A 20,665-nucleotide genomic window follows, 5' to 3' on the forward strand; every position below is an offset into this window, starting at 1 on the left:
GAGAAAATAAATCTGTCCCCTTTTTCAGGGAAAATAAATCTGTCCCCTTTTTCAAAATATATAGGTGGACCTGGTGCATATTTGAGAGATGCGGATACTGAATTTAAGATCCTGGAAACAGTTGCGCAGAGACTTGGCCAGAATACTAGCGCAGCGGGGCGTATAAATTTGCTTTCTGAAAAAGCAGTTTGTCCAAGCTGTACAGGGGTGATCTTACAATTTAGGGAGCGTTATCCAAATATCCAGTTGAATGTATTTACACGTGATTGAGTTTGGTTTGGAGGTTCTTTGAGTTATTTCGATATGTTGTATGAGATGCAGGCTTCGTATGGTGAAGCTACTAATAATAAAGGTCTAACAATCTATCAGGCCTTTGCTTACGCTTATGATGAGATGGATGCGTTTTTGCATTCCAAAGCTTACAGGGTAAGGATTCAGGCCTTCACCGCTTTATTTTTTGTGGCGATAAGGGAGGGAGTGACGTTTGCTAGGAATGATCCTTTTACAGATGATGTTTTCGAAGAGCTCAGCGATGCGTACTCTAAACTGTCTGAGCTTGGGTTAGGTAGCGGTAGTGATGAAGACGACAAGCTGATGCTTGAGCATGTACGCTTAGTTGCTAGCTTTACTGGTGTCATTAATTTTTAAGGGATCTGAAAGAGAGAAAACGGGAGCGGCCCTTGGGGCGGGCTCCGGGGGAGTCGGTCGCTGTGAAAAAGGGGACAGATTTATTTTTTGATTCTTTGCTACGCTGAAAAACTCCACGGACGGATAAGTCATCCGCACCACGTTGTACAACGTGGCCAAGAGCGGCGAGGTCAGGGTAGGCGGAGGATTGATTTGAGAAAATAAATCTGTCCCCTTTCTCCTTGTTGACGATCTCACTGAGGCTTTGAAGCAGGGGGTAATAAAACCTAGCCAAGTGCCCCTTGATTACGTTGTGATTGATGGTCAAAGGATTATTGCGAATACGAGGAGCTCCACTGCACTTATAAACGCCGGGGTGCCTAAAAGCCAATGGTATGGGAGAGATAAAACTGGCGTGAAAGCTTATGGTGATGTGAGCTTTGATGAGTTGGTGCTAAATCAGCTTAATAAAAATTATGGTGGTTCAGTTCAGAATGCTAGGAGATAATGAATAAATGAATTTGTCCGGGCCAAAACAAATTTTAGATATGGATTGTTTTTTGCCTCTTGAAGGTGAGGAGAGGGTCGATATCATTTATTCGGGTGGAGACTTGAATGTAGAAGTGTTCTATGAGCGGGAAGGTTGTGCTCTTGAAATGAAAGCGAGCATTCGCTTTCTACGAGCTAAATATTTTATTAAAACACCATTTCCGGGTATTAGTTTTTTTAACTGTCAGGGGGATCGAGAAATATCGTTATTGAATTCTGTGGTGGAGTACGAATATTCAGATATGCTGGAAATGGAGCGTAAGAGATCGGGGTTTACTGATTACAGGCACTATCGATTATTTTTCCATTCAGTAGGTGAGGCGATACATGTAATTGCCAAATCCATTGAGGTTTCAAAGGAGTAGGGATGCGTCTAAATCCAACTTGGAGGCGGGTATGCTATTTGTAAGCCAAACGCCATTATCTGCTTGATAAAATTTAAAGCCCTCTTGGTGCATTTTAAGAGCTTCAATTTTTAGTACCACGGGCTTTCCATGGCGCCGTCCCACTGTAATGGCCGTTGATATATCTTGGGATAGATGCACATGGTGACGTGAGCCAGCGATCAAGCCAAACTGTCGAATTGAATCTATAAAGCGCGTAGCGGTACCATGGTAGAGAAACTCTGGCGGCTCCTTTTCAACGTGCTGAATGCTTACGCAATCTATCGTGTGGCCTTGGGCTGCTCGGATATCGGAAAAAGGGGACAGATTTATTTTTTGATTCTTTGCTACGCTGAAAGCTTCCACGGACGGATAAGTCATCCGCACCACGTTGTGCAACGTGACCAAGAGCGACGAGGTCAGGGTAGGCGGAGGATTGATTTGAGAAAATAAATCTGTCCCCTTTTCCACGCACGCGATCGTCGTCGATACAGTTGAGAATGGTGTGGCTGGGATTCGGGATCCTTGGCCGCTAGGGGTTGGATCAACATATTCTGTACCCGCAAGTGCATTAGAAGGGATTCTTAACGGTGGCGTAATTGTCCATCCATAGGAGGATGAGTGTTATGCAGAAGAGATGTGATTTGTATTTGTGTGGTCCGGTGGATGCAGCGCGGCTTAAGATGCTACGTTTGTTTGATAAAAGCTTTTCTTGTGAGAGTGGGCAGGTGTTTAGTGGCTATTTATTTGTAAGCATAAATAGGTTGAAGCTTGTGGCTGTGGTTTCTGCTTTACGTAAGGAGAAAATATTATGCTTCAGTGTTCCTATCGAATACCGGAGTGCAGGTGTTTTGCTTGATGCTGCATTCGAGATAGCAAAAAAATATGCAGGGCAAAATGGAGTTATAGGTATGAGGGATCAAACGCAGTGCCCGCCTCTGTTCTGGTCTTTCAGTTTGATGTCGGTCGGTCTTGCGGAGAAAAAAGTAGGCGGAATGCTTATGGTTGATCGTTTAGATGGTCATATTTGGAGTTTGGAAGAGTATGAAGAGTATATGTATGACTATAATAATGTTTTTTAAGGCGATGGTGTGTCGAGTCGGAATCCTTTTAGAGGCCACTTTTTTTATAAAGGCGGAGCCGTACTCTTCAATTTAACAGTGCTCTTTCCCCGACCTTTTCAAGGAAAAAGGGGGCAGATTTGAATGGCGCTTACTTAACGGCTAACTAGCTGATATGTCTGAAAAAAAGGCTGACCTTGGTCTACGGTTCTTCAGGGATAGACCACATATCTGTGTAGATTTTAGATGTAAAATTTTGTTTGTACCCAAGAGATCCCGATCTGCGGGTTTGCTCGCCAGCATGTTGATTTTTTGCAGGTAGGAAAGCCCGCTTTCGTGTGATTCATCCCCTGGACAGTTCGGTCATTCCCTTGGCTCGTGCGAATACTTCCATCGCTTTGGCGATGTAGCTTGCATCGTCGGTTTCCCGGGCATCTCTCATGAACTCCGCAATGGCCTCTGGAGTACTGAGATATTCTGCGGGGTCAAATTCTGTAAAGGTCTCAATAATTTTGCTCTCCGCGCATGTGAAAAACGGGCGACCAAAGGTCGCCCGTTTTCGTTACTCAGCAGCCTGTGCCCGCAACCGTCTCCCAATCACGTCCATCACATCACACCCATCACGCAACGCTATTGTCAGCATTTTGCAAAAGTCAGAAAGCACTACCGTATCGGAGCTGATATCCGAACGGAACGCGATGTTTTCCAGCAGTTGGGTCACGGTGCGGATGCGGTAGTCGGCGGTTTCGAAGAGGACGTCGAGCGGAGCTTCGGTGTCGATGAGCAGGGTGGCCGGGGCGCAGTCGATTCCGGTGATGGGCACGTATCTGGTCATAATCAGAGCCTCGAAAGTTGATGAGCCTCTCTGTAGATCGGGTCGCCAAACCCGGCCGCGTTTTTGGGCGACGAGGGACTATAGGGCGATCCGCTCTTGAGCTACAAGACACCGCTTTCCGAGCTTCATGTAGGACCTTTGGCCTGGCAGTTGTCGGCTTTGGTTCAGGCAAAGCAGGCGACTGCTGCGCAGTCGAGCGGGAGCAAGCTCCCTCGCCACGGGGATCGCGCTCGACTGGGCAGGTTGGCGCATCAGCCATGGCAGCAGCTATGGGGCTTGGCCTCTTCGTATTTATCGTGATGCCGCACCCAATCCATGATTTCGTCTTCGTTGCGGCCCTTGGGCGTCAGGTCGAGGTAGTTGTAGGTGCCGACCAATATGTCCAGGCCGCGGGCGTAGGTGGAGTAGGTGTGGAAGATGTCGCCGGCTGCGTTGCGATAGAAGACGCTCAGGCCGGGGAGTTCGCCTTCGGCGCTGTCGGTTTTTTCGTAGTTGTAGCTGGCTTTTCCGGTGGCGGTGTCTTCGGTTTTGAAGCTGACGCCGAAGTCGTAGTTGAAATCGCAACCTTCCGATGAGACCCAGTCGAAGGCCCAACCCATGCGGCGTTTGAAGGCTTGGAATTCGGCGAACGGGGCGCGGGAGACGGCCACCACGGCCACGTCATGGTGGGCCAGGTGTTGGTTGGCGCCGTCGATGTGGTCGGACAGGAACGAGCAGCCCTGGCAGCCTTCGGTCCAGCCGGGGCCGAACATGAAGTGGTAGACGATCAGTTGGCTGCGGCCGCCGAACAGGTCGGCCAGGCTCAGTTCGCCGTGGGGGCCTTGGAAGCGGTAGGGTTTGTCGATTTTTACCCAGGGCAGGGCGCGGCGTTCGGCGCTGAGTTTGTCCCGTTCGTGGGTGAAGGCTTTTTCGTGGACCAGGTGTTGGCGGCGGGCGGTGAGCCATTCTTCCCGCGAGACGACTGGATGATTCTCTACGTTCATGGTGATTTCTCCTGTGGGCTGAGCTGTGAAATCGGCTTTCAACAGGTGGTCGTTTGGCCTTGGAAGAATTCGACAGGCCGTTGGTCGGCTCAAGGCGGAGACCACCCGGAAACCCGGCTGAACGGCGACGCAGCGCCTCGGTCACACCTTAAGTAGGCATCTCACTCTTTGGAGGATGGACCAGGATGACGACTTATAACTGGGACTTGATCGAACGGTTGTTGCACGAAGTGCAAAACGGCGCCGGTCACAGCTTTACCCCTCGGCCTTATGCGGAGCAGTACGCGGCAGAGAAGGCAGCCGCAGGCGAGGCGATCGAGAACCTCGATCATCTGAAGGCGCTCGCCGGGGAGTACGAAAAGCTGCTGTTGGAGCGTAACTATATCGAGCCTCGGCCGGAGGAAGAGGGCGGTAACGGCGAGAACTTTGTGCTGACCCCCCGTGGCTCGCGGTTGTTGAGCCTGATCGACAGCAGCATTCCGGGCAATGATCATCCGCGTCAGGTGCTGGATGAGCAGGAAGATGCGCTGGATGAGTTTACGTTTGATGAGTTGGCTTCAAAGGCGCAGATTGCCTGACAGGTATGCACCGAACCCTGTGGGAGCGAGCTTGCTCGCGATAGCGGTCTGACACTCAACAAGTGTGTTGCCTGTTCAACCGTTATCGCGAGCAAGCTCGCTCCCACATCGGTATCAGTGGTTTTAAGAGCGTGCCGCTTTCAGGCACTTCAAATCAGTGAAATCCTTCTTCACCCCGTCGATTTTCTTCAGCAACTGTTCGCGCTGGGGCGGGGTGCTGTCGGCCATCAGGTCCACCAGCAGGCTGCGGGCCTGGGCTTCGGTTTTGCTGAAGGCCTCGCGGTAGGCGGGGGTCCAGAGGCTTTCGCGGTTGACCAGCAGTTGTTCGATGCGTTTCGGGAAATCCGGGCTGTGGCGCTGGGCCACGGCTTCGCTGAACTGGTTCTGCCAGTGGGCGCGGTTGGCGATCCATTGCTGGTTCTGGTCGCCCAGGGCGGTGGACCAGGCCATCACCCGCTGGCGTTGGGCGATGTTGAGTGGGCCGAGCCAGTCGTTCAGGCGTTTTTCCATGCGTTCGCTGCGTTCCTGGATCTGTTGCTGCAACGTCGGCTTGAGGTATTGCTGCTGGCGTTTGCGCTGGTCCTTGACGAACGCGGCGTCCATGTCGGCGACTTGTTCATCGCTTAAGCCTTGCAAGAGTTCGATGGCCGATGGGGTGATCGCCCGGGCGGTTTCGGCGATGGCGGCCTTGGCTTCCTGGGTGCGCTGTTGCAGGGCTTCGTCGCTCACCTGATTGGTTTGTACCATGGTTTTCAAACGGTCCAGCCAGTCGAGGTAGCCGGGCAACTGGGTGGTGCAGTGCCAGGTCAGGTGGTCCTTGAGGCGTTCGTTGAACCAGTCTTTTTGCTCGCCTTTGATGTCCAGGTAGTCGTTGAGGGTCCAGGGGATGATCAGGTCGAGGTTGCGGTAGGCGAGGCCGATGCGGCTGCAGGCAGTGAGGGTCAGCAGCAGGGCGAGGAACATGGCGATGCGTGTGAGCCAGCGCGACATGAGCGAGTCCTTGCAAAAACGTAAGTGTCTTGTTTGAGCATGGCAGGCGCGCGGCAGTTCAGCCGATTAATGCGTAACGCTTAGTAAAAAGGGTGGGCCATTTTGAGGGTCAACAGGCCGTCGCATTCGCTGTTGTGGCCGGAGTAGGCCGAGCAACTGCTGCCGCTGAGGCTTGAGTCGCTGTAGATCAGGTCCAGGTCGAGGCCTTTCCAAGGGCGGGAAATTTTCAACGACCAGTCGCTGAAACTGCCTACATAGCCGTTCTCTACCGATACTGGCGTGTTGAGCTGGTGGGTGGTGTATTTGGCGCTGATGCCAATGCCGAACGGCACGTTGCCGCCCAGGTCGGCGAACAGCGTGCTGTTCTGTTTGTCCGGATCGTTGCTCAAGGCTGCGCCGAAACGGCTGCCAAGCACAGTCAGGCCACCGTAGAACTCCTGGCTGTCGAGGGTATCGACGGTGGGGTAGCTGTAATGGATCAGGCCGACTTCGTAGCCCAGGGTCTGGTCGAAGGGTTGTTTAAAGCCCATGTAGGAATCGACTTCGAGCTCGGCGGACGAGGTCAGGCCGGCGCTGGGTGACCATTGGCCGACGTACCAGCCGCTGTCGTGGCTCAGGTCCAGGCCGCCATGAAACGAGCCCGTACTCGACGGGGTGACCAAACCTTCGGCCATGCTGCGGCTGGGGGTGGTGCCGAGTTTGAGGTCGAAGTCACCGAGTTCGCGTTGGAAAACTTGCCCCTGGGCCAAGGAACATGTCAGCAGGCTGATCGCCAGCGGAACAATAGAAATGCGCATGCTTCACTCCATGAAATAGCGAGGAGCAGGAACTAAGCTGAAACGCTTGAGCTAGAGAGGTGAAAGCATACCGGCGAATACACGGCAGCGAAGGCCGTTCGTCGATTTATACGAAATGGAAGGAAGCAGGAGAGGTTCCAGTCCAAGCGCTTCGAAGCTCAAAGCGCTCTGGGACCAGGTGACGCGCGGGTTACTTCTTGCCCAGGCTGATTTGCTTGGACGGGCCGAATGTCTGGCCGCTGACGCCTTTGGCAATTTGCTGGATCTCACCGCCGGACTTGAGGAACGCAGCAATCTGGTCGTTGATCGACTCGCTGGTTTCAACGGCTGGAGCTGGCTTTGATTTGCTGTTGGATGCTTTTACGCGCATGACGGCCATTAACCTAAAGATAATTAATTGGGCCAGGCATCGTACAGGAAATACTTGACAATAGCTTGGCAAATATCCTCCTGATTTATCCGTGATGGGGCTGGAGTTATGCCCGGTTCATGCGTCAATTATTGCCCTAAGCCACTGTTTTAAATAACAACCGTGGGGGAAATATAACGCCAATGGCGGGTGATTCGAGCCGGTCCTCGCCTGACGAATGGCCAAACCTTGAGTGAAAACCCAGGAAAATCAACGGTTGCGCAGGGCCTTTTGCCTGCGCCCACGAATCGCGCCGCAAAACCGGGTAGAATGCCGCCCACGCAATGAGGGTATTGGAAATGGCTTTAGTCGGGCGCTACAACAGTTTGCAAGTGGTTAAACACACTAACTTCGGTTTATATCTGGACGGCGGTGCGGACGGCGAAATCCTGCTGCCCAACCGTTATATCCCCAAGGATATTCCCAGCGAAGATGAAGACTGGCTCAATGTTTTCATTTATCTGGACAGCGACGACAAACTGATCGCCACCACCGAAAAACCAAAAGTGCAGGTCGGTGAGTTCGCCAGCCTGAAAGTGGTCGAGGTCAACAGCATCGGCGTGTTCCTGGACTGGGGCCTGCCCAAGGACTTGCTGCTGCCGTATTCCGAAGAAAAGCGCCAGATGACCGCCGGCGAGTACTGCGTGGTGCACGTCTACCTCGACAAGCACACCCGGCGCATCACCGCCACGGCGCGCCTGGATCGTTATCTGGACAAGACACCGGCCAACTACACGCCAGGGCAGGAAGTGGATCTGCTGGTCGCCGAAGCCACCGACATGGGCTTCAAGGCGATTATCAACAACAAGCACTGGGGCTTGATCCATAAGAACGAAATCTTCAAGTTCATGCGCGCCGGCAAACAGGAAAAAGGTTTCATCAAGGAAATCCGCCCGGACGGCAAGATCAGCCTGAGCCTGCAGCCAGTGGGCCAGGAAGCCGCCACCAGCCTGAACGCCAAGATCCTCGCCAAGTTGCGGGAGAACAACGGCACGTTGCCGGTCAGTGACAAGAGCGACCCGGCACTGATCAGCAGCCTGTTTGGCGTAAGCAAGGGCAACTTCAAGAAAGCCATTGGTGCGCTGTACAAGAATGGGCAGATTGTCATTCATGCTGATCGGATCGAGTTGAGCTAACTGCAACCTCCCCTCGAACATGCCACTTCGGTGTGTCTGATCGTTCCCACGCTCTGTGCGTGGGAATGCATCCCGTGACGCTCTGCGTCACCTTCCAGAAGCGGAACGCGGAGCGTCCCTGGCGACATTCCCACGCAGGAGCGTGGGAACGATCAAGTCTCTGAACGACCGCATGGCCTTCATCGCGGGCAAGCCTTGCTCCCACAGATTGATCTTCGCTGTATACAAAACTCTGCACCTTTAGCATGCACTCACGCCCTGTTCATGGGCGTGTGCCTGCTCTTGCGCGATGTTCCTCTGCGCTACACACCGCGGTTTGTCTTACATTTCCCACCTATGGCACGCATTCTGCGTAGAAACGCGTATACAAACCATGCCGGCTCCCGTGCGCAGTATGGTGAACAGGTTGACCCGGGGGCACGGCGGTACTCAAAAGGAGCCCCGCAATGTCCGAGCAATTGCCCAACGGCTACAGCCCCCGCCTCTATAACGAGGACCTGGGCCCGCTGCCGCAGAAATGGAATTGGTACAACATCTTCGCGTTCTGGATGAGTGATGTGCACAGCGTGGGCGGCTATGTGTTTGCCGCCAGTCTGTTCGCCTTGGGCCTGGCGAGCTGGCAGGTGTTGATCGCATTGCTGGGCGGGATTTGCATCGTGCAGTTGATTGCCAATCTGGTCGCCAGGCCGAGCCAACAGGCGGCGGTGCCTTATCCGGTCATTTGCAGGCTGGCGTTCGGCGTGTTCGGGGCGAATATTCCTGCCGTCATCCGGGGCCTGATCGCCGTGGCCTGGTACGGCATTCAGACGTACCTGGCTTCCAGCGCGCTGATCATTGTGGTGCTGCGGTTTTTTCCTGCGATGGAAGCCTATGCCACGCCGCAATTTGCCGGTTTGTCCTACCTGGGTTGGTTCGGTTTCCTCGGCCTGTGGTTCGTCCAGGCGCTGGTGTTCTGGACGGGGATGGAGTCGATCCGTCGCTTCATCGACTGGGCCGGGCCGGTGGTGTACGCGGTGATGTTTCTGTTGGCTGGCTGGATCGTATGGAAGGCCGGTTGGAGCAACATCAGCTTCACCCTGGCGGAGAAATCCTTGTCCGGCTGGCAGGCTTTCGGCCAGGTGATTGTGGCGACGGCGCTGGTGGTGTCGTACTTTTCCGGCCCGACCCTGAATTTCGGCGATTTCAGCCGTTACTGCCGGAGCATGGCTGACGTGCGTCGGGGCAATTTCTGGGGCCTGCCGGTGAATTTCCTGGCGTTCTCCCTGGTGACGGTGGTGATTGTTTCCGGGACCTTGCCGGTATTCGGTGAAATGCTCCATGACCCGATCGCCACCGTGGCACGCATCGACAATGACGTGGCCGTGTTGTTGGGCGCCTTTGCATTCGTGACCGCCACCGTCGGCATCAATATTGTCGCCAACTTTGTCTCCCCCGCGTTCGACTTCGCCAACGTCGCGCCCAGCAAAATCAGCTGGCGCGCCGGTGGCATGATCGCGGCGCTGGCCTCGATTTTCATCACGCCGTGGAACCTGTTCAACAACCCCGAAGTGATCCACTACACCCTGGACGTGTTGGCGGCGTTCATCGGCCCGCTCTTCGGGATCCTGCTGGTGGATTACTACCTGATCAAGAAGCAGCAGATCGACGTCGACGCGCTGTTCAATGACGGTCCGAGTGGGCGCTACTACTACACCGGTGGCATCAACTGGACGGCGGTCAAGGCGTTGGTTCCGGCGACGCTGATGGGCGTGGCGATCACCTTCACGCCGCTGCTGCAACCGATGGCCAACTTCGCCTGGTTCACCGGTTGCTTCCTCGGCGGGGTGTTGTATTTCGCCTTGGCGCGGCGCGAGACAACCGTGCACCTGAGCCCATCGCTCGGCCAGGCCTGATCAGCGCAGGGCAGTCTGGGCGCAAGGGTTCACCGCGCCCCGGCTGGCGGGCCGCAGCAACAGCCCGCCGGCCAGCAGCAGACCGCTGCCGGCAATGATCAACGCCGGTTGCAAGCCGCCACTGAAGTGGCTGCTTAGCGCTGCCAGCAACGGCCCACTCAGTTGACCCACGGCAAAGCAGGCAGTCAGCAGCCCGGCGTTGCGCTGGGTGGCGTGGGGCGCCTGTTCCCGAGAGCGCTGCATCACCAGTTGCATGCAGGCCAGGAAAGGTCCGCCACACAGGATCACGCCCAACGCCAGCCCCGGCCCGCTGCCCAGCAGGCAGGCGAACACCCCGGCGGCTTGCAGCCAGAGGGTACCGATCAGCCAGCGACCGGTGGTGTTCGGGTTGGGGCGACGTAGGCTGACCAGCAGCACGCCAGTGGCTGCGGCCAGGCCGAAGCAAGGCCAGAATAGATCTGCTTGCCATTGCCCGTGGAACTGCGCCGAGGCCATTTGCGACAGGAAGGTGGCCGGGATGATGTAGCCCACGCCGTACAGGGCGTACACCACGCCAAGCCGAGCGATGCCACGGTTCGGCGAGACGCTGACTGGCGCTGTGACGGTAGCGGCTGCGGCGGGGTGCGGCAGAATCGGCAGAATCACCAGCAGCATCGCTAATGCCACGCCGGCATACACCAGCCACAGGGTCGCAGAGGTCTGGCCCAGCAGGTTCGAGCCCAGGGCGAGCAAGCCGGTCAGGAAAATCCCCAATCCAGGGCCGGCAAACACCAGGGCGCCGAGCCGTGGTCGTCCCGCCGCCGCTGCCAAGGGTTGGCTCAGGGCGGTGATCATCACCAGCACCCAGGCGCTCGCCACACCGGTGCCAAAGCGCAGTGCCAGATGCGGCCAGAAGCCCCAGGCCCAGAACGACGCCAAGGTCAGCAGCACGCACAACCACAGGCCGCCGAGCAAGCGCCGGCGCACCTGTTCCGGGCGGCGGGCGAACATGGCGTCCAGCGCGCCGAGGAAGTAACCGAGGTAGTTGGCGGCGGCAATCAGACCGGCGGCGGTCAAGTCGAGCTGACCTTCGCCGATCAAATGAGGTAACTGGGGCGTTAGGGCGAAGCGGCCAATGCCCATGGCCATCATCAGGGCGATGAAGCTGCCGAGCAGACGAGTAAGAGGTGACATGGTCGTTCTCCAGCGTTTAGGCGAATGACCGTCAGGCTAGGACTGATTGACTTTCATTAAAAATGAATAATAGTGAGTAACTTGTTCTTTTTTGGAGAATGTCGTGGAGTTCAGCCAATTACGGATTTTCCAGGCCGTGGCCGAGGAAGGTTCCATCACCCGGGCCGCCGAGCGCCTGCACCGGGTGCCATCGAACCTCTCGACCCGGCTCAAGCAGCTTGAAGAGCAATTGGGCGTGGACCTTTTCCTGCGGGAGCGTCAGCGATTGCAGTTGTCCCCGGCGGGAAAAGTCTTGCTGGACTATGCGGCCAAGCTTTTCGCCTTGCACGACGAAGCCCATGCCGCCGTGCAGGGCGGGCAGCCGGCCGGGGATTTCCTGCTAGGCACGATGTACAGCACGGCGGCAACGCATTTGCCGGACCTGTTGGCGGCCTATCATCGGGCGTATCCGGCGGTGAATCTGCAGGTGCAATCCGGGCCCAGTGGCGAATTGTTCGAAGGCTTGCTCACCAATCGTCTCGACGCGGCGTTGGTGGATGGCCCGCTGGAGTTGGCGGGGCTCGATGGCGTGCCGTTATGCGACGAGCGGTTGGTACTGATTACCGAGGCCGATCATCCGCCGGTACGCAGCGCGCTGGATGTGCAGGGCCGCGCGGTGTTCACGTTCCGACGTGGTTGCTCGTACCGGATGCGCTTGGAAGCCTGGTTTGCCCATGACCATGCCGCCATGGGCCGGGCGATGGAAATCGAGTCTTATCAGGGGATGCTGGCGTGTGTGATCGCCGGGTCCGGGGTGGCGTTGATGTCCGAGTCGATGCTTGCCAGCCTGCCGGGCCGCGAGCGGGTGACGGCGCATCCGCTGGCCGAGCCATTTGCCAGCGCTACCACGTGGTTGATGTGGCGCAAAGGCATGGTCGGGGCGAACCTGAACGCCTGGATCGAATTGCAGCAACAGGCCTGGCCGCGAGTGCCCATGACGACGGCGCAATCGGCTTGAACTCCGGGAGGTGGATTTGGATCAATTCAGTAACAGATCATTGCAAACTGAGACGAGCATTGCGTAGAACATCGGACTATTATCAGTGCGAAGGGGCCACAGAAATCTGCCGCTCGTACCACCCTGAGGGGGCACCACGATGAAAGAGAAAATCCAGAACTGGCTTCACGACTTGGGTGTCGCGTTGGGGCTGATCGAGCCGCCGATACAGCCGGTACCGATCCGCACCGATGACGAGCAACGCCGCCGCCAACCGCGCCGCCGGTAAACACACCAGGAATTTGAAGAGATCGCAGTTCCGGACCATTTCAGTTGAGATGGCCCGGAACTGCGATCTTTTTTATGCCTGAAGACAAACCAATGTGGAGCGAGCTTGCTCGCGATAGCATTGCATCAGCCACCATTGATATTGCCTGATACACCGTGATCGCGAGCAAGCTCGCTCCCACAGGGTTCTCATCGCCTGGATCCGAGCTATAACAGGCGAAAAAAAGGGTGTGGCAACCGGCGCCACACCCCTCGAAGAAAACCGCTTTCAGTCGTTGATCAAACCACCTTGGCCACCACTCCCGGCCGCGGCGCCAACACACTCACCAATACAAAACTCACCAGCGCCACGCTCAGGCTGTAGTAGATCGGCGTGTTGGCGTCCAGGCCGTCCTTGAGCATGAAAAACAGCGCGGTCAAAAAGCCCAACGACATGCTGGTGATCGCGCCGGCGGTAGTGGCGCGTTTCCAGTAGATGGCACCGATCAACGGGATCAGCATGCCGCCCACCAACAGGTTGTAGGCCAGGGTCAGGGCGCTGATCACGTCGCTGACCACCAGGGCGATGCCCAGCACCACCAAGCCCAGCAGCAGGGTGGCAATGCGGTTTTCGTGGACGTCGCCACTGCCGCTTTCACGACCCTGGCGCAGGCGCGGTAGCAAGTCCTGGACCACCGTGGTGGACGCCGCGAGCAGGCCCGCCGCTGCGGTGGACATCAAGGCCGCCAGGGCCGCGGCGATCACCAGCCCGCGTATGCCGTTGGGCAGGCTGGTCTGGACGACGCTGGCGAAGGCGTTGTTGACGTTTTCCAGGTCCGGCAGCAATACCTTGGCCGCCATGCCGATCAAAGCGCCGGCCAGGCCATACAGCACGCAGTACAGGCCAGCGGCGGTGCCGGCGACTTTGGCCACGCCTTCGCTGCGGGCAGTGAACACCCGCTGCCAGATGTCCTGGCCGATGAAGATGCCGAAGAAGTAGATCAGGAAGTAAGTGAGGATGGTGTCCCAGCCAATGGCGGTGAAATCGAAGTAGCTGGCCGGCAAGGCCGCCACCATTGCGTCCCAGCCCCCCGCATCGCTGATGGACATCGGCATCAGCAGGAACACCAGGCCGACGGTCATGATTAAAAATTGCACGATGTCGGTGAGGGTCAGCGACCACATGCCGCCGATGGTGGAATACAGCACCACCACACCGCCGCCGACCAGGATCGACACCCAGAAGGGCAGGCCGAACAGCACCTGCATCACGGTGCCGATGGCGATGGTCGAGGTGGCGCCGATCATCAGCGCGTAAACCAGCATGATCAGCGCACTGGCGTGGCGCGCGGCCGGGTTGTAGCGGCGCTCCAGCACTTGGGTCACGGTGTAGATCTTGAGCTTGAGCAACGGCTTGGCGAGGAACAGGCTCAGGCCGACGATGCCCAGGCCGATGGCGCCGCACAGCCAGAACCCGGAAATGCCGTAGACGTAGCCCAGGCGCACGGTGCCAATGGTAGATGCGCCGCCCAGCACGGTGGCTGCCATGGTGCCCAGGTAAAAGCCCGGGCCCAGGTTACGCCCGGCAACCAGGTAGTCGTCACGGGTCTTGGCGCGGCGCATGCCGTACCAGCCCAGGGCAATCATGCCGGTGGCGTAGAGAAGAACGACGATTAAATCCAAAGCCATGATGGCGTGTCTCCAATTGTTTTTTTTATAGTGAAGTCAGGGCGAAACGGTGCACTGATCGTTCCCACGCTCTGCGTGGAAATACCACTTGGGACGCTCTGCGTTCCTGCGTGACGCAGAGCGTGGGAACGACAGTCAGGCGGTGGCGGGGCTATCGATTGGCGCCGAAGAGCCCTTGCTACGCGGATCATCCGGCCCATACACCGCCGCCGGCTCTGGAAACAGCCCCAGCAGCGCCAGGTACACCACCGAAGCCAACCCCAGGGTCACCGGCAGGCTGATGTCGATCCCGCCGGCCAGTTCACCCAGCGGCCCGACGAATTGCCCCGGCAGGTTGACGAAGCACAATCCCACCAGCGCGCTGGGGATCCATGCCCCCAGGCCGCGCCAATTCCAGCCGTGGCTGAACCAGTAGCGCCCGCCGGTTTCGCCACGGGTGAATACTTGCAGGTCATCCGGGCAGTAGAAGCCGCGCCGTACCAGCAGGCCGATGATCATGATCACCATCCACGGCGTGGTGCAGGTGATGATCAGCACCGCGAAGGTGGACACGCTCTGCACCAGGTTCGCCGCGAAGCGGCCGATGAAGATGAAGGCAATCGACAGCACGCCGATCAACAACGTCGCCTTGACCCGCGACAGCACCCGTGGAAACACACTGGACATGTCCAGGCCGGTGCCATACAGCGACGTGGTGCCGGTGGACATGCCGCCGATCACCGCGATCAGGCACACCGGCAGGAAGAACCAGCTCGGCGAGACCGCCAACAGGCCGCCTACGTAGTTGTTGGCCGCGATGTAGTCCGGCGCCTTGATCGCCACGATGGTGGCGGTGGCGAGGCCGAACAGGAACGGGATCAGCGTCGCCAGTTGCGCGGCGATCACCGCCAGCATGATGCGCCGCTTGGGGGTATTGCGCGGGATGTAGCGCGACCAGTCACCGAGGAACGCACCGAAGGAGATCGGATTGCTCATGGCCACCAGCGCCGCGCCGATGAACGCCGCCCAGAAGCCCGGCTGGCCGAGGCTGACGGTGCCGGCGAACTGGCTGTCGAAGGTCGGCGCGAAGGCCAGGATGCCCAGCAGGAACAACAGGCTGGCGGCCCACACGGCGATGCGGTTGACCCACAACATGAAGCGAAAGCCGTAGATGCACACGGTCAAGACCAGCAAGGCGAACAGGCCGTAGGCCAGGCCCAGGCTCAGGTCGGTTTCCGGCACGCCGATCAACCGCTTGGCACCACCGATCAACGCATCCCCGGAACTCCACACCGACAATGAGAAGAACGCGATGGCGGTCAACAACGACAGGAATGAACCGACGATCCGCCCGTGCACGCCGAAGTGCGCACCGGAAGAAACCGCGTTGTTGGTGCCGTTGAGTGGGCCGAACAAACCCATGGGGGCGAGGATGATCGAACCCAGCAACACCCCCAGCACAATCGCCCAGACACCAGCCTGGAACGACAGGCCGAACAGCACCGGGAAACTGCCAAGCACGGCGGTGGCAAAGGTATTGGCGCCACCGAAGATCAGGCGAAACAAATCGCCTGGGCCGGCGGTGCGTTCGTGGTCCGGGATCTGTTCGACCCCGAAGGTTTCGATTTGCGTAAGGCTGTTGTCGTTATTGTTATTCATGACCTGCTCCGATCATAAAGGCGCGCTCATCGTGTGCGAGCGTCGCCTGTTTGGCTAAGGGGGTGGCAGCCCTTCCGGCATTGCGGACAAATGTTCATGGCAGGCCAGCCATAGGCCTTGTTGTTCTTGGCGAAACACAATGGTCTCGCGCTCCTGGCTAAAGTGAAGCTCCCCTTGCATGCGCAGCTCGGTGGCCACGTCATGGATGAATACCGCCACGTCCCCTTGCAGGCTGACAAAGGCGTTGCTTGAGGTGCACGTGAGCACCTCGAAGCCATCCTCGGAGCGCCAGCGGTCCCACAACGCCTGGTAGGCATCGCGTGACAGCAGGGGCTGTTCGAGGGTGTGGAACACGAAACTCGCATCGGCCGTGAACGCGCCGAAGTAGGCGTCACGGTCATTGCGGGCGAAGGCCGACACCAGTTGTGCGGCGGCCTTGAGCACTTGATCCTGTTCGTTCATGGGCGCGCCTCAGCGATGAACCACGCCGGGCAGTACGCAGAGCATCTCGTACAGCAGGTTGGCGCCCAACAGCGAGGTGTTGCCGGTGGTGTCGTACGGCGGCGAGACTTCTACCAGATCGCAACCCACCAGGTCGAGGCCCTGGCAGCCACGGACGATTTCGATCGCCTGGATGGTGGTCAACCCACCAATTTCCGGGGTACCGGTGCCTGGGGCCCAGGCCGGGTCGATACCGTCGATGTCGAAGCTCAGATACACCGGGCCGCCGCCGACTTTCTCGCGCACTTCAGCCATCAGCGGGGCGAGGGATTTGTGCCAGCACTCTTCGGCCTGGACCACGCGGAAACCCTGGTTGCGGCTCCAGTTGAAATCATCGGCGGTATAGCCCTGGGCCCGCAGGCCGATTTGCACCACACGGTCGCAATCGAGCAGGCCTTCTTCCACGGCGCGGCGGAAGGTGGTGCCGTGGGCGATTTTCTCGCCGAACATGTGATCGTTCACATCGGCGTGGGCGTCGATGTGCACCAGTCCGACCTTGCCGTGCTTCTTGTGGATGGCCCGCAGGATCGGCAGGGTAATCGTGTGATCGCCGCCCAGGGTCAGGGGGATGACGTTGTGTTCGAGGATCTTGTGGTACGACTCCTCGATGATCCGCACCGCATCCAGCAGGTTGAAGGTGTTGATCGGCACGTCACCGATGTCGGCCACTGACAGCGAGTCGAACGGTGCGGCGCCGGTGGCCATGTTGTAGGGGCGGATCATCACGGATTCGGCGCGGATCTCGCGGGGGCCGAATCGGGTGCCGGCGCGCAGGGAGGTTCCGATGTCCAGCGGCACGCCGACGAATGCAGCGTCCAGGCCGGCCGCGGTTTGCAAATGGGGGAGTCGCATCATGGTGGCGATGCCGCCGAAGCGCGGCATTTCGTTGCCGCCCAGTGGTTGGTGAAGAATCTTGTCCACGGGTAGGGCCTCATCGTTGTTTTATTTATCAGGGGCCGATTCTGCGAAAAGCGGGGGAGTGGAAGAATCGCTGCGGGCAAATACTTAGTTCAGAATTTTCTAAACTAATGGCGGGCAGGGCGATAGACTTCGATCCAGCGCAGTCCCCGCCGATCGTTCCCACCGCCTGTACTGGAGCCCTTCAATGGCCAACGCTCTACCCGACCTGAAACTGCTGCGCATCTTCGTCAGCGTGGTCCGGCACCAAGGGTTCGCCAACGCCCAGCACGAACTCAACCTCTCCACCTCGGCCATCAGCACCTACATGAGCCAGCTCGAATCGGCCCTGGGCCTGGTGCTGTGCCATCGCGGCCGGGGCGGGTTCAGCCTGACCAGCAAGGGCGAGTTGTTCCATCAGGAAACCTTGCGTCTGTTGGCTGAACTCGAAGGTTTCGAACAGTACGCCGCCGCGCTCAAGGGCGAATTGCGCGGTACGCTGAACCTGGGGGTGATCGATTCCACCGTCAGCGACAAGGCCTTGCCGTTCGCCGAAGCCATCGGCGCCTACAGCCAGGAGCATCCGGCGGTGCACCTGCACCTGTCGGTCATGAGCCCTTATGAGCTGCAACTTGGCGTGCAGGATAACCGCCTGGACCTGGCCATCGGTGCGTTTTCCACGCGCATGAGCGGGCTGGTCTACATGCCGTTGTACCGCGAGCAACATTGGTTGTACTGCAGTAACCGCCATCCGTTGTTCAACGAGCGGCGCATCCCCGAACAAGTCATCACCCAGCAGCGCATGGTCGGACGCGGTTACTGGAGCCAGGCCGAACTGGCCCGCCACGGTTTCAAGCACAGCGCGGCGACGGTGGAGAGCATGGAGGCGCAATTGATCCTGGTGCTGTCCGGTGCCTACATTGGTTACCTGCCCGAACACTACGCTCAGGCTTGGGCTGACAAGGGCGATTTGCGCGTGCTGCTGCCGGCTACCTTCGGTTACCAGGCGCCGTTTTCAATGATCGTACGCCGTGGCCGCAGCCGCGAGCCGCTGATCCAGACGTTCCGTGATTTGCTCAAAGCTCAACTGAATCAGGCCTGATCATGTCCAGAATCCAATGTCCACGCTGCCTCAGGCCACAAAGCCACTGTTTGTGCACGCTGATCCCCAACCTCGACAGCCGCACCCGGGTCCTGCTGTTGCAGCATCCCAGCGAAGTGAGCCACGCCTTGAACACCGCCCGCTTGGCGGCGTTGGGGCTCAACAATGCCGAGTTGGTCGTGGGCGAGGTGTTCGAGGATTTACCCAGCTTGCTCAACCCTCCGGGTTATCGGGCGCGGTTGCTGTTTCCCGGCGACGAGGCGCAGCCGCTGCAGGCTTATGTTTCGTCCGATGAGCCGCTGCTGTTGGTCGTGCCCGACGGTACCTGGCGCAAGGCGCGCAAGTTGCTGCACCTCAACCCGCTGCTGGCGGCGCTGCCGAGGGTGACCTTGGCCGAAGGCGGGGTGTCCCGTTATCGCTTGCGCAAGGCCCCGGGACCGGGTGCGTTGTCGACGGTGGAGGCGATTGTCCAGGCATTGCAGACCCTTGAAGCACCGACCAGCTTCGAGCCGTTGTTGCGGCCGTTCGAGGCGTTGATCGAGGGGCAGATTGTGGCGATGGGGGAGGAGACGTTTCGGCGTAACCATGCTGAGAAATAATGGTTGTCCTCGCCGACGCCATCGCGAGCAAGCTCGCTCCCACAGTTGAACTTCAGTGCACACAAGATTTGTGATCAGCACAAATCCAATGTGCAGCGAGCCTGCTCGCGATGGCGGCCGCATGATCAGAGAAGATCCCAGCTAGAAACTACCGCTCACGCATCGCCTCGGTCCGCGCTTTCAACACCGGCTTGAGCAAGTAATCCAGCACGCTTTTCTCCCCGGTAATGATGTCCACTGTCGCCACCATCCCAGGAATGATCAGCAACGGTTTGGCATCACCGCCCAAGTGGTTTTTATCGGTGCGCACCTGGATCAGGTAGAAGCTGTTGCCCTTGTCGTCGGTGATGGTGTCGGCGCCGATCAGTTCGAGTTTGGCGCTCATCCCGCCGTAGATGGTGTAGTCGTAGGCGCTGAACTTGACCATGGCTTTCTGGCCCGGATGCAGGAATGCCACGTCCTGGGGGCGAACCTTGGCTTCGATCAGCAGGTTGTCTTCCAGGGGCACGATTTCCACCATGTCGCTGCCCGGCTGCACGACGCCGCCGATGGTGTTGACCTTCAGTTGCTTGATCACCCCATGCACCGGCGAAACCACAGTGGTGCGGGTCACGCGGTCATCGATGGCGATGCTTGAGGCGGTGATTTTCGACAGCTCTGTGCGTTTCTCGTTGAGGTCCTTGGCTGCCTCGGAGCGGAAGGTCTGTTCCGACTCATCGATTTTGCTCTTGATCTCGTTGATCGCCGATTCGGCCCTTGGAATCGCCAAGGTGGTGGCGTTGAGCGAGCCGCGGATTTCCACCGCGCTGCGTTTGAGCCGCAGGATCTCCACCGGCGACACCGCACCGGTGCGTACCAGCGGCGCGGACATGTTCATCTCTTCTTGCAGCAAGGCCAGGGCCGAGCTGAACTGGCCTTGCTTGGAGCGAAACTCCGCCAGTTCCTGGGTCTTCTGTCGCAGTTGTTCGGTCAGGGTCCGTTGTTCGCTGGCCAGGCGCCGTTGCCGTTGTTCGTACAGCGAGCGCTCGTCCTCGGCCACTTGCGGGGCCTTGGCGATCACCTCGGCTGAAAGCTTGAATGGCCGGCCCTCGGCCTCGGCTGACAGGCGCTCGACCTGGGCGGTCAAGGCATAGCGGTCGGCTTCGCTCTCGCCTTTGTTTGACAGATATCGCGTGTCGTCCAGGCGCAGCAAGGTGTCGCCCTTGTTCACCATCTGCCCTTCGCGCACGAAAATCTCGGTGACGATGCCGCCCTCCAGGTTCTGGATCACCTGGACCTTGCTCGACGGAATCGCCTTGCCTTCGCCGGTGGTGACTTCCTGCAGGACCGCCAATTTTGCCCAGACCAATCCGGTGACGATCAACCCGGCGGCCAACCACACGGTGACGCGCGAGCGGCGCGGCGAGTCCTGCAGGGTGGCACCAGCGGTTTCCGCCATGAACTCGCTTTCGGCGCTTTTGCTGAAACTGCCGAAGTAGCTTCGGGCAGCTGAATCGGGTGTTTGAGCAGACATGGGGCGATACCCGTCAGTTAAGTGAAATAAGCCGAACACATACCTGTGGCTTGAGAGGGTTATCTGTGGG

Annotated in this window: 22 protein-coding genes and 1 pseudogene; 10 read left to right on the forward strand and 13 right to left on the reverse strand. The window is 58.3% G+C overall.

The genetic code is table 11. The annotated features are described in order from the left end of the window. The first annotated feature begins 288 nt into the window (after positions 1-288). Positions 289-648: a hypothetical protein gene (locus J9870_RS07650; protein ID WP_210643376.1), complete on the forward strand. Its 360-nt coding sequence runs from the start codon at positions 289-291 to the stop codon at positions 646-648. Positions 649-1,142: 494 nt separating this feature from the next. Further along, the gene (locus J9870_RS07655; protein WP_210643377.1) at positions 1,143-1,541 is read left to right on the forward strand and encodes a hypothetical protein; all 399 of its coding nucleotides are present in this window, start codon (positions 1,143-1,145) and stop codon (positions 1,539-1,541) included. Here the strand turns inward: J9870_RS07655 and J9870_RS07660 are convergent. Beyond that, complete coding sequence (locus J9870_RS07660; protein WP_210643378.1) at positions 1,530-1,940, reverse strand: RNA 2'-phosphotransferase; 411 nt, start codon at positions 1,938-1,940, stop codon at positions 1,530-1,532. The two genes, J9870_RS07655 and J9870_RS07660, sit on opposite strands and share 12 nt — an antisense overlap. Positions 1,941-2,185: 245 nt before the next feature. Between J9870_RS07660 and J9870_RS07665 the strand changes: the two genes are divergently transcribed. Beyond that, a complete protein-coding gene (locus J9870_RS07665; RefSeq protein WP_134923254.1) occupies positions 2,186-2,641 on the forward strand; it encodes a hypothetical protein in 456 nt (151 codons plus the stop codon). A gap of 328 nt (positions 2,642-2,969) precedes the next feature. On the opposite strand, the pseudogene J9870_RS29425 reads toward J9870_RS07665, so the two are convergent. The 3 genes and pseudogenes from J9870_RS29425 to J9870_RS07675 form a co-directional block, all read right to left on the reverse strand. Next, positions 2,970-3,131 (reverse strand): annotated as a pseudogene (locus tag J9870_RS29425) (transcriptional regulator); the annotation flags it as partial. Between the two features lie 51 nt (positions 3,132-3,182). Further along, positions 3,183-3,455, reverse strand: coding sequence for a hypothetical protein (locus J9870_RS07670; protein ID WP_210643379.1), 273 nt, complete (start codon positions 3,453-3,455; stop codon positions 3,183-3,185). A 251-nt stretch (positions 3,456-3,706) separates the two neighbouring features. Beyond that, positions 3,707-4,438: a thioredoxin family protein gene (locus J9870_RS07675; RefSeq protein ID WP_210643380.1), complete on the reverse strand. Its 732-nt coding sequence runs from the start codon at positions 4,436-4,438 to the stop codon at positions 3,707-3,709. A 185-nt stretch (positions 4,439-4,623) separates the two neighbouring features. Here J9870_RS07675 and J9870_RS07680 point away from each other — a divergent pair, with 185 nt between their 5' ends. Beyond that, a complete protein-coding gene (locus J9870_RS07680) occupies positions 4,624-5,016 on the forward strand; it encodes a transcriptional regulator (RefSeq protein ID WP_210643381.1) in 393 nt (130 codons plus the stop codon). A gap of 123 nt (positions 5,017-5,139) precedes the next feature. On the opposite strand, the gene J9870_RS07685 is transcribed toward J9870_RS07680, so the two are convergent. The 3 genes from J9870_RS07685 to J9870_RS07695 form a co-directional block, all read right to left on the reverse strand. Then, a complete protein-coding gene (locus J9870_RS07685) occupies positions 5,140-6,006 on the reverse strand; it encodes a DUF6279 family lipoprotein (protein WP_210643382.1) in 867 nt (288 codons plus the stop codon). An 80-nt stretch (positions 6,007-6,086) separates the two neighbouring features. Then, positions 6,087-6,803 (reverse strand): TorF family putative porin, encoded by a 717-nt coding sequence (locus J9870_RS07690; RefSeq protein ID WP_210643383.1) that lies wholly within the window; start codon positions 6,801-6,803, stop codon positions 6,087-6,089. A 190-nt stretch (positions 6,804-6,993) separates the two neighbouring features. After that, on the reverse strand, positions 6,994-7,182 hold the full coding sequence (locus J9870_RS07695; protein WP_025212437.1) for a hypothetical protein: 189 nt from the start codon (positions 7,180-7,182) through the stop codon (positions 6,994-6,996). Between the two features lie 329 nt (positions 7,183-7,511). On the opposite strand from J9870_RS07695, the gene J9870_RS07700 reads away from it, so the two are divergent. Then, positions 7,512-8,348: a S1-like domain-containing RNA-binding protein gene (locus J9870_RS07700; protein ID WP_014337103.1), complete on the forward strand. Its 837-nt coding sequence runs from the start codon at positions 7,512-7,514 to the stop codon at positions 8,346-8,348. Positions 8,349-8,794: 446 nt separating this feature from the next. Then, entirely contained in the window at positions 8,795-10,240 is a 1,446-nt protein-coding gene (locus J9870_RS07705) for an NCS1 family nucleobase:cation symporter-1 (RefSeq protein WP_210643384.1), read from the forward strand. Here the strand turns inward: J9870_RS07705 and J9870_RS07710 are convergent, their stop codons facing one another. Beyond that, the gene (locus J9870_RS07710; RefSeq protein WP_210643385.1) at positions 10,241-11,413 is read right to left on the reverse strand and encodes an MFS transporter; all 1,173 of its coding nucleotides are present in this window, start codon (positions 11,411-11,413) and stop codon (positions 10,241-10,243) included. Between the two features lie 103 nt (positions 11,414-11,516). On the opposite strand from J9870_RS07710, the gene J9870_RS07715 reads away from it, so the two are divergent. Next, complete coding sequence (locus tag J9870_RS07715) at positions 11,517-12,410, forward strand: LysR family transcriptional regulator (RefSeq protein ID WP_210643386.1); 894 nt, start codon at positions 11,517-11,519, stop codon at positions 12,408-12,410. Between the two features lie 139 nt (positions 12,411-12,549). Continuing rightward, complete coding sequence (locus tag J9870_RS29675; RefSeq protein ID WP_281728958.1) at positions 12,550-12,678, forward strand: PA1414 family protein; 129 nt, start codon at positions 12,550-12,552, stop codon at positions 12,676-12,678. 278 nt (positions 12,679-12,956) lie between these two features. On the opposite strand, the gene J9870_RS07720 is transcribed toward J9870_RS29675, so the two are convergent. The 4 genes from J9870_RS07720 to speB form a co-directional block, all read right to left on the reverse strand. Beyond that, a complete protein-coding gene (locus J9870_RS07720) occupies positions 12,957-14,345 on the reverse strand; it encodes a sodium:solute symporter (protein ID WP_210643387.1) in 1,389 nt (462 codons plus the stop codon). A 135-nt stretch (positions 14,346-14,480) separates the two neighbouring features. After that, positions 14,481-15,983 carry a cytosine permease gene (locus J9870_RS07725; RefSeq protein WP_210643388.1) on the reverse strand — a complete coding sequence of 501 codons (1,503 nt, stop codon included), beginning with the start codon at positions 15,981-15,983 and terminating at the stop codon, positions 14,481-14,483. A 54-nt stretch (positions 15,984-16,037) separates the two neighbouring features. Further along, entirely contained in the window at positions 16,038-16,445 is a 408-nt protein-coding gene (locus J9870_RS07730; protein ID WP_210643389.1) for a nuclear transport factor 2 family protein, read from the reverse strand. Positions 16,446-16,454: 9 nt separating this feature from the next. After that, the gene (speB, locus tag J9870_RS07735) at positions 16,455-17,405 is read right to left on the reverse strand and encodes an agmatinase (protein WP_003198979.1); all 951 of its coding nucleotides are present in this window, start codon (positions 17,403-17,405) and stop codon (positions 16,455-16,457) included. A gap of 184 nt (positions 17,406-17,589) precedes the next feature. On the opposite strand from speB, the gene J9870_RS07740 reads away from it, so the two are divergent. Both J9870_RS07740 and J9870_RS07745 read left to right on the forward strand, forming a co-directional pair. After that, on the forward strand, positions 17,590-18,483 hold the full coding sequence (locus J9870_RS07740) for a LysR family transcriptional regulator (protein WP_135844254.1): 894 nt from the start codon (positions 17,590-17,592) through the stop codon (positions 18,481-18,483). Positions 18,484-18,485: 2 nt separating this feature from the next. Beyond that, positions 18,486-19,082, forward strand: coding sequence for a DTW domain-containing protein (locus J9870_RS07745; RefSeq protein ID WP_210643390.1), 597 nt, complete (start codon positions 18,486-18,488; stop codon positions 19,080-19,082). A gap of 148 nt (positions 19,083-19,230) precedes the next feature. Here the strand turns inward: J9870_RS07745 and J9870_RS07750 are convergent, their stop codons facing one another. Further along, a complete protein-coding gene (locus tag J9870_RS07750) occupies positions 19,231-20,595 on the reverse strand; it encodes an HlyD family type I secretion periplasmic adaptor subunit (protein ID WP_210643391.1) in 1,365 nt (454 codons plus the stop codon). Between the last annotated feature and the right edge of the window lie 70 nt (positions 20,596-20,665).

Origin of the sequence: Pseudomonas sp. Tri1 (genome assembly GCF_017968885.1) — a bacterium.
Taxonomy (GTDB): Bacteria; Pseudomonadota; Gammaproteobacteria; order Pseudomonadales; family Pseudomonadaceae; genus Aquipseudomonas.

Coding starts and splice junctions, on each gene's coding strand:
- J9870_RS07655 (WP_210643377.1), top strand. CDS start 1,143: ATGAATTTGTCCGGGCCAAAACAAATTTTAGATATGGATTGTTTTTTG.
- J9870_RS07660 (WP_210643378.1), bottom strand. CDS start 1,940: ATGACTTATCCGTCCGTGGAAGCTTTCAGCGTAGCAAAGAATCAAAAA.
- J9870_RS07665 (WP_134923254.1), top strand. CDS start 2,186: ATGCAGAAGAGATGTGATTTGTATTTGTGTGGTCCGGTGGATGCAGCG.
- J9870_RS07670 (WP_210643379.1), bottom strand. CDS start 3,455: ATGACCAGATACGTGCCCATCACCGGAATCGACTGCGCCCCGGCCACC.
- J9870_RS07675 (WP_210643380.1), bottom strand. CDS start 4,438: ATGAACGTAGAGAATCATCCAGTCGTCTCGCGGGAAGAATGGCTCACC.
- J9870_RS07680 (WP_210643381.1), top strand. CDS start 4,624: ATGACGACTTATAACTGGGACTTGATCGAACGGTTGTTGCACGAAGTG.
- J9870_RS07685 (WP_210643382.1), bottom strand. CDS start 6,006: ATGTCGCGCTGGCTCACACGCATCGCCATGTTCCTCGCCCTGCTGCTG.
- J9870_RS07690 (WP_210643383.1), bottom strand. CDS start 6,803: ATGCGCATTTCTATTGTTCCGCTGGCGATCAGCCTGCTGACATGTTCC.
- J9870_RS07695 (WP_025212437.1), bottom strand. CDS start 7,182: ATGGCCGTCATGCGCGTAAAAGCATCCAACAGCAAATCAAAGCCAGCT.
- J9870_RS07700 (WP_014337103.1), top strand. CDS start 7,512: ATGGCTTTAGTCGGGCGCTACAACAGTTTGCAAGTGGTTAAACACACT.
- J9870_RS07705 (WP_210643384.1), top strand. CDS start 8,795: ATGTCCGAGCAATTGCCCAACGGCTACAGCCCCCGCCTCTATAACGAG.
- J9870_RS07710 (WP_210643385.1), bottom strand. CDS start 11,413: ATGTCACCTCTTACTCGTCTGCTCGGCAGCTTCATCGCCCTGATGATG.
- J9870_RS29675 (WP_281728958.1), top strand. CDS start 12,550: ATGAAAGAGAAAATCCAGAACTGGCTTCACGACTTGGGTGTCGCGTTG.
- J9870_RS07720 (WP_210643387.1), bottom strand. CDS start 14,345: ATGGCTTTGGATTTAATCGTCGTTCTTCTCTACGCCACCGGCATGATT.
- J9870_RS07725 (WP_210643388.1), bottom strand. CDS start 15,983: ATGAATAACAATAACGACAACAGCCTTACGCAAATCGAAACCTTCGGG.
- J9870_RS07730 (WP_210643389.1), bottom strand. CDS start 16,445: ATGAACGAACAGGATCAAGTGCTCAAGGCCGCCGCACAACTGGTGTCG.
- J9870_RS07740 (WP_135844254.1), top strand. CDS start 17,590: ATGGCCAACGCTCTACCCGACCTGAAACTGCTGCGCATCTTCGTCAGC.
- J9870_RS07745 (WP_210643390.1), top strand. CDS start 18,486: ATGTCCAGAATCCAATGTCCACGCTGCCTCAGGCCACAAAGCCACTGT.
- J9870_RS07750 (WP_210643391.1), bottom strand. CDS start 20,595: ATGTCTGCTCAAACACCCGATTCAGCTGCCCGAAGCTACTTCGGCAGT.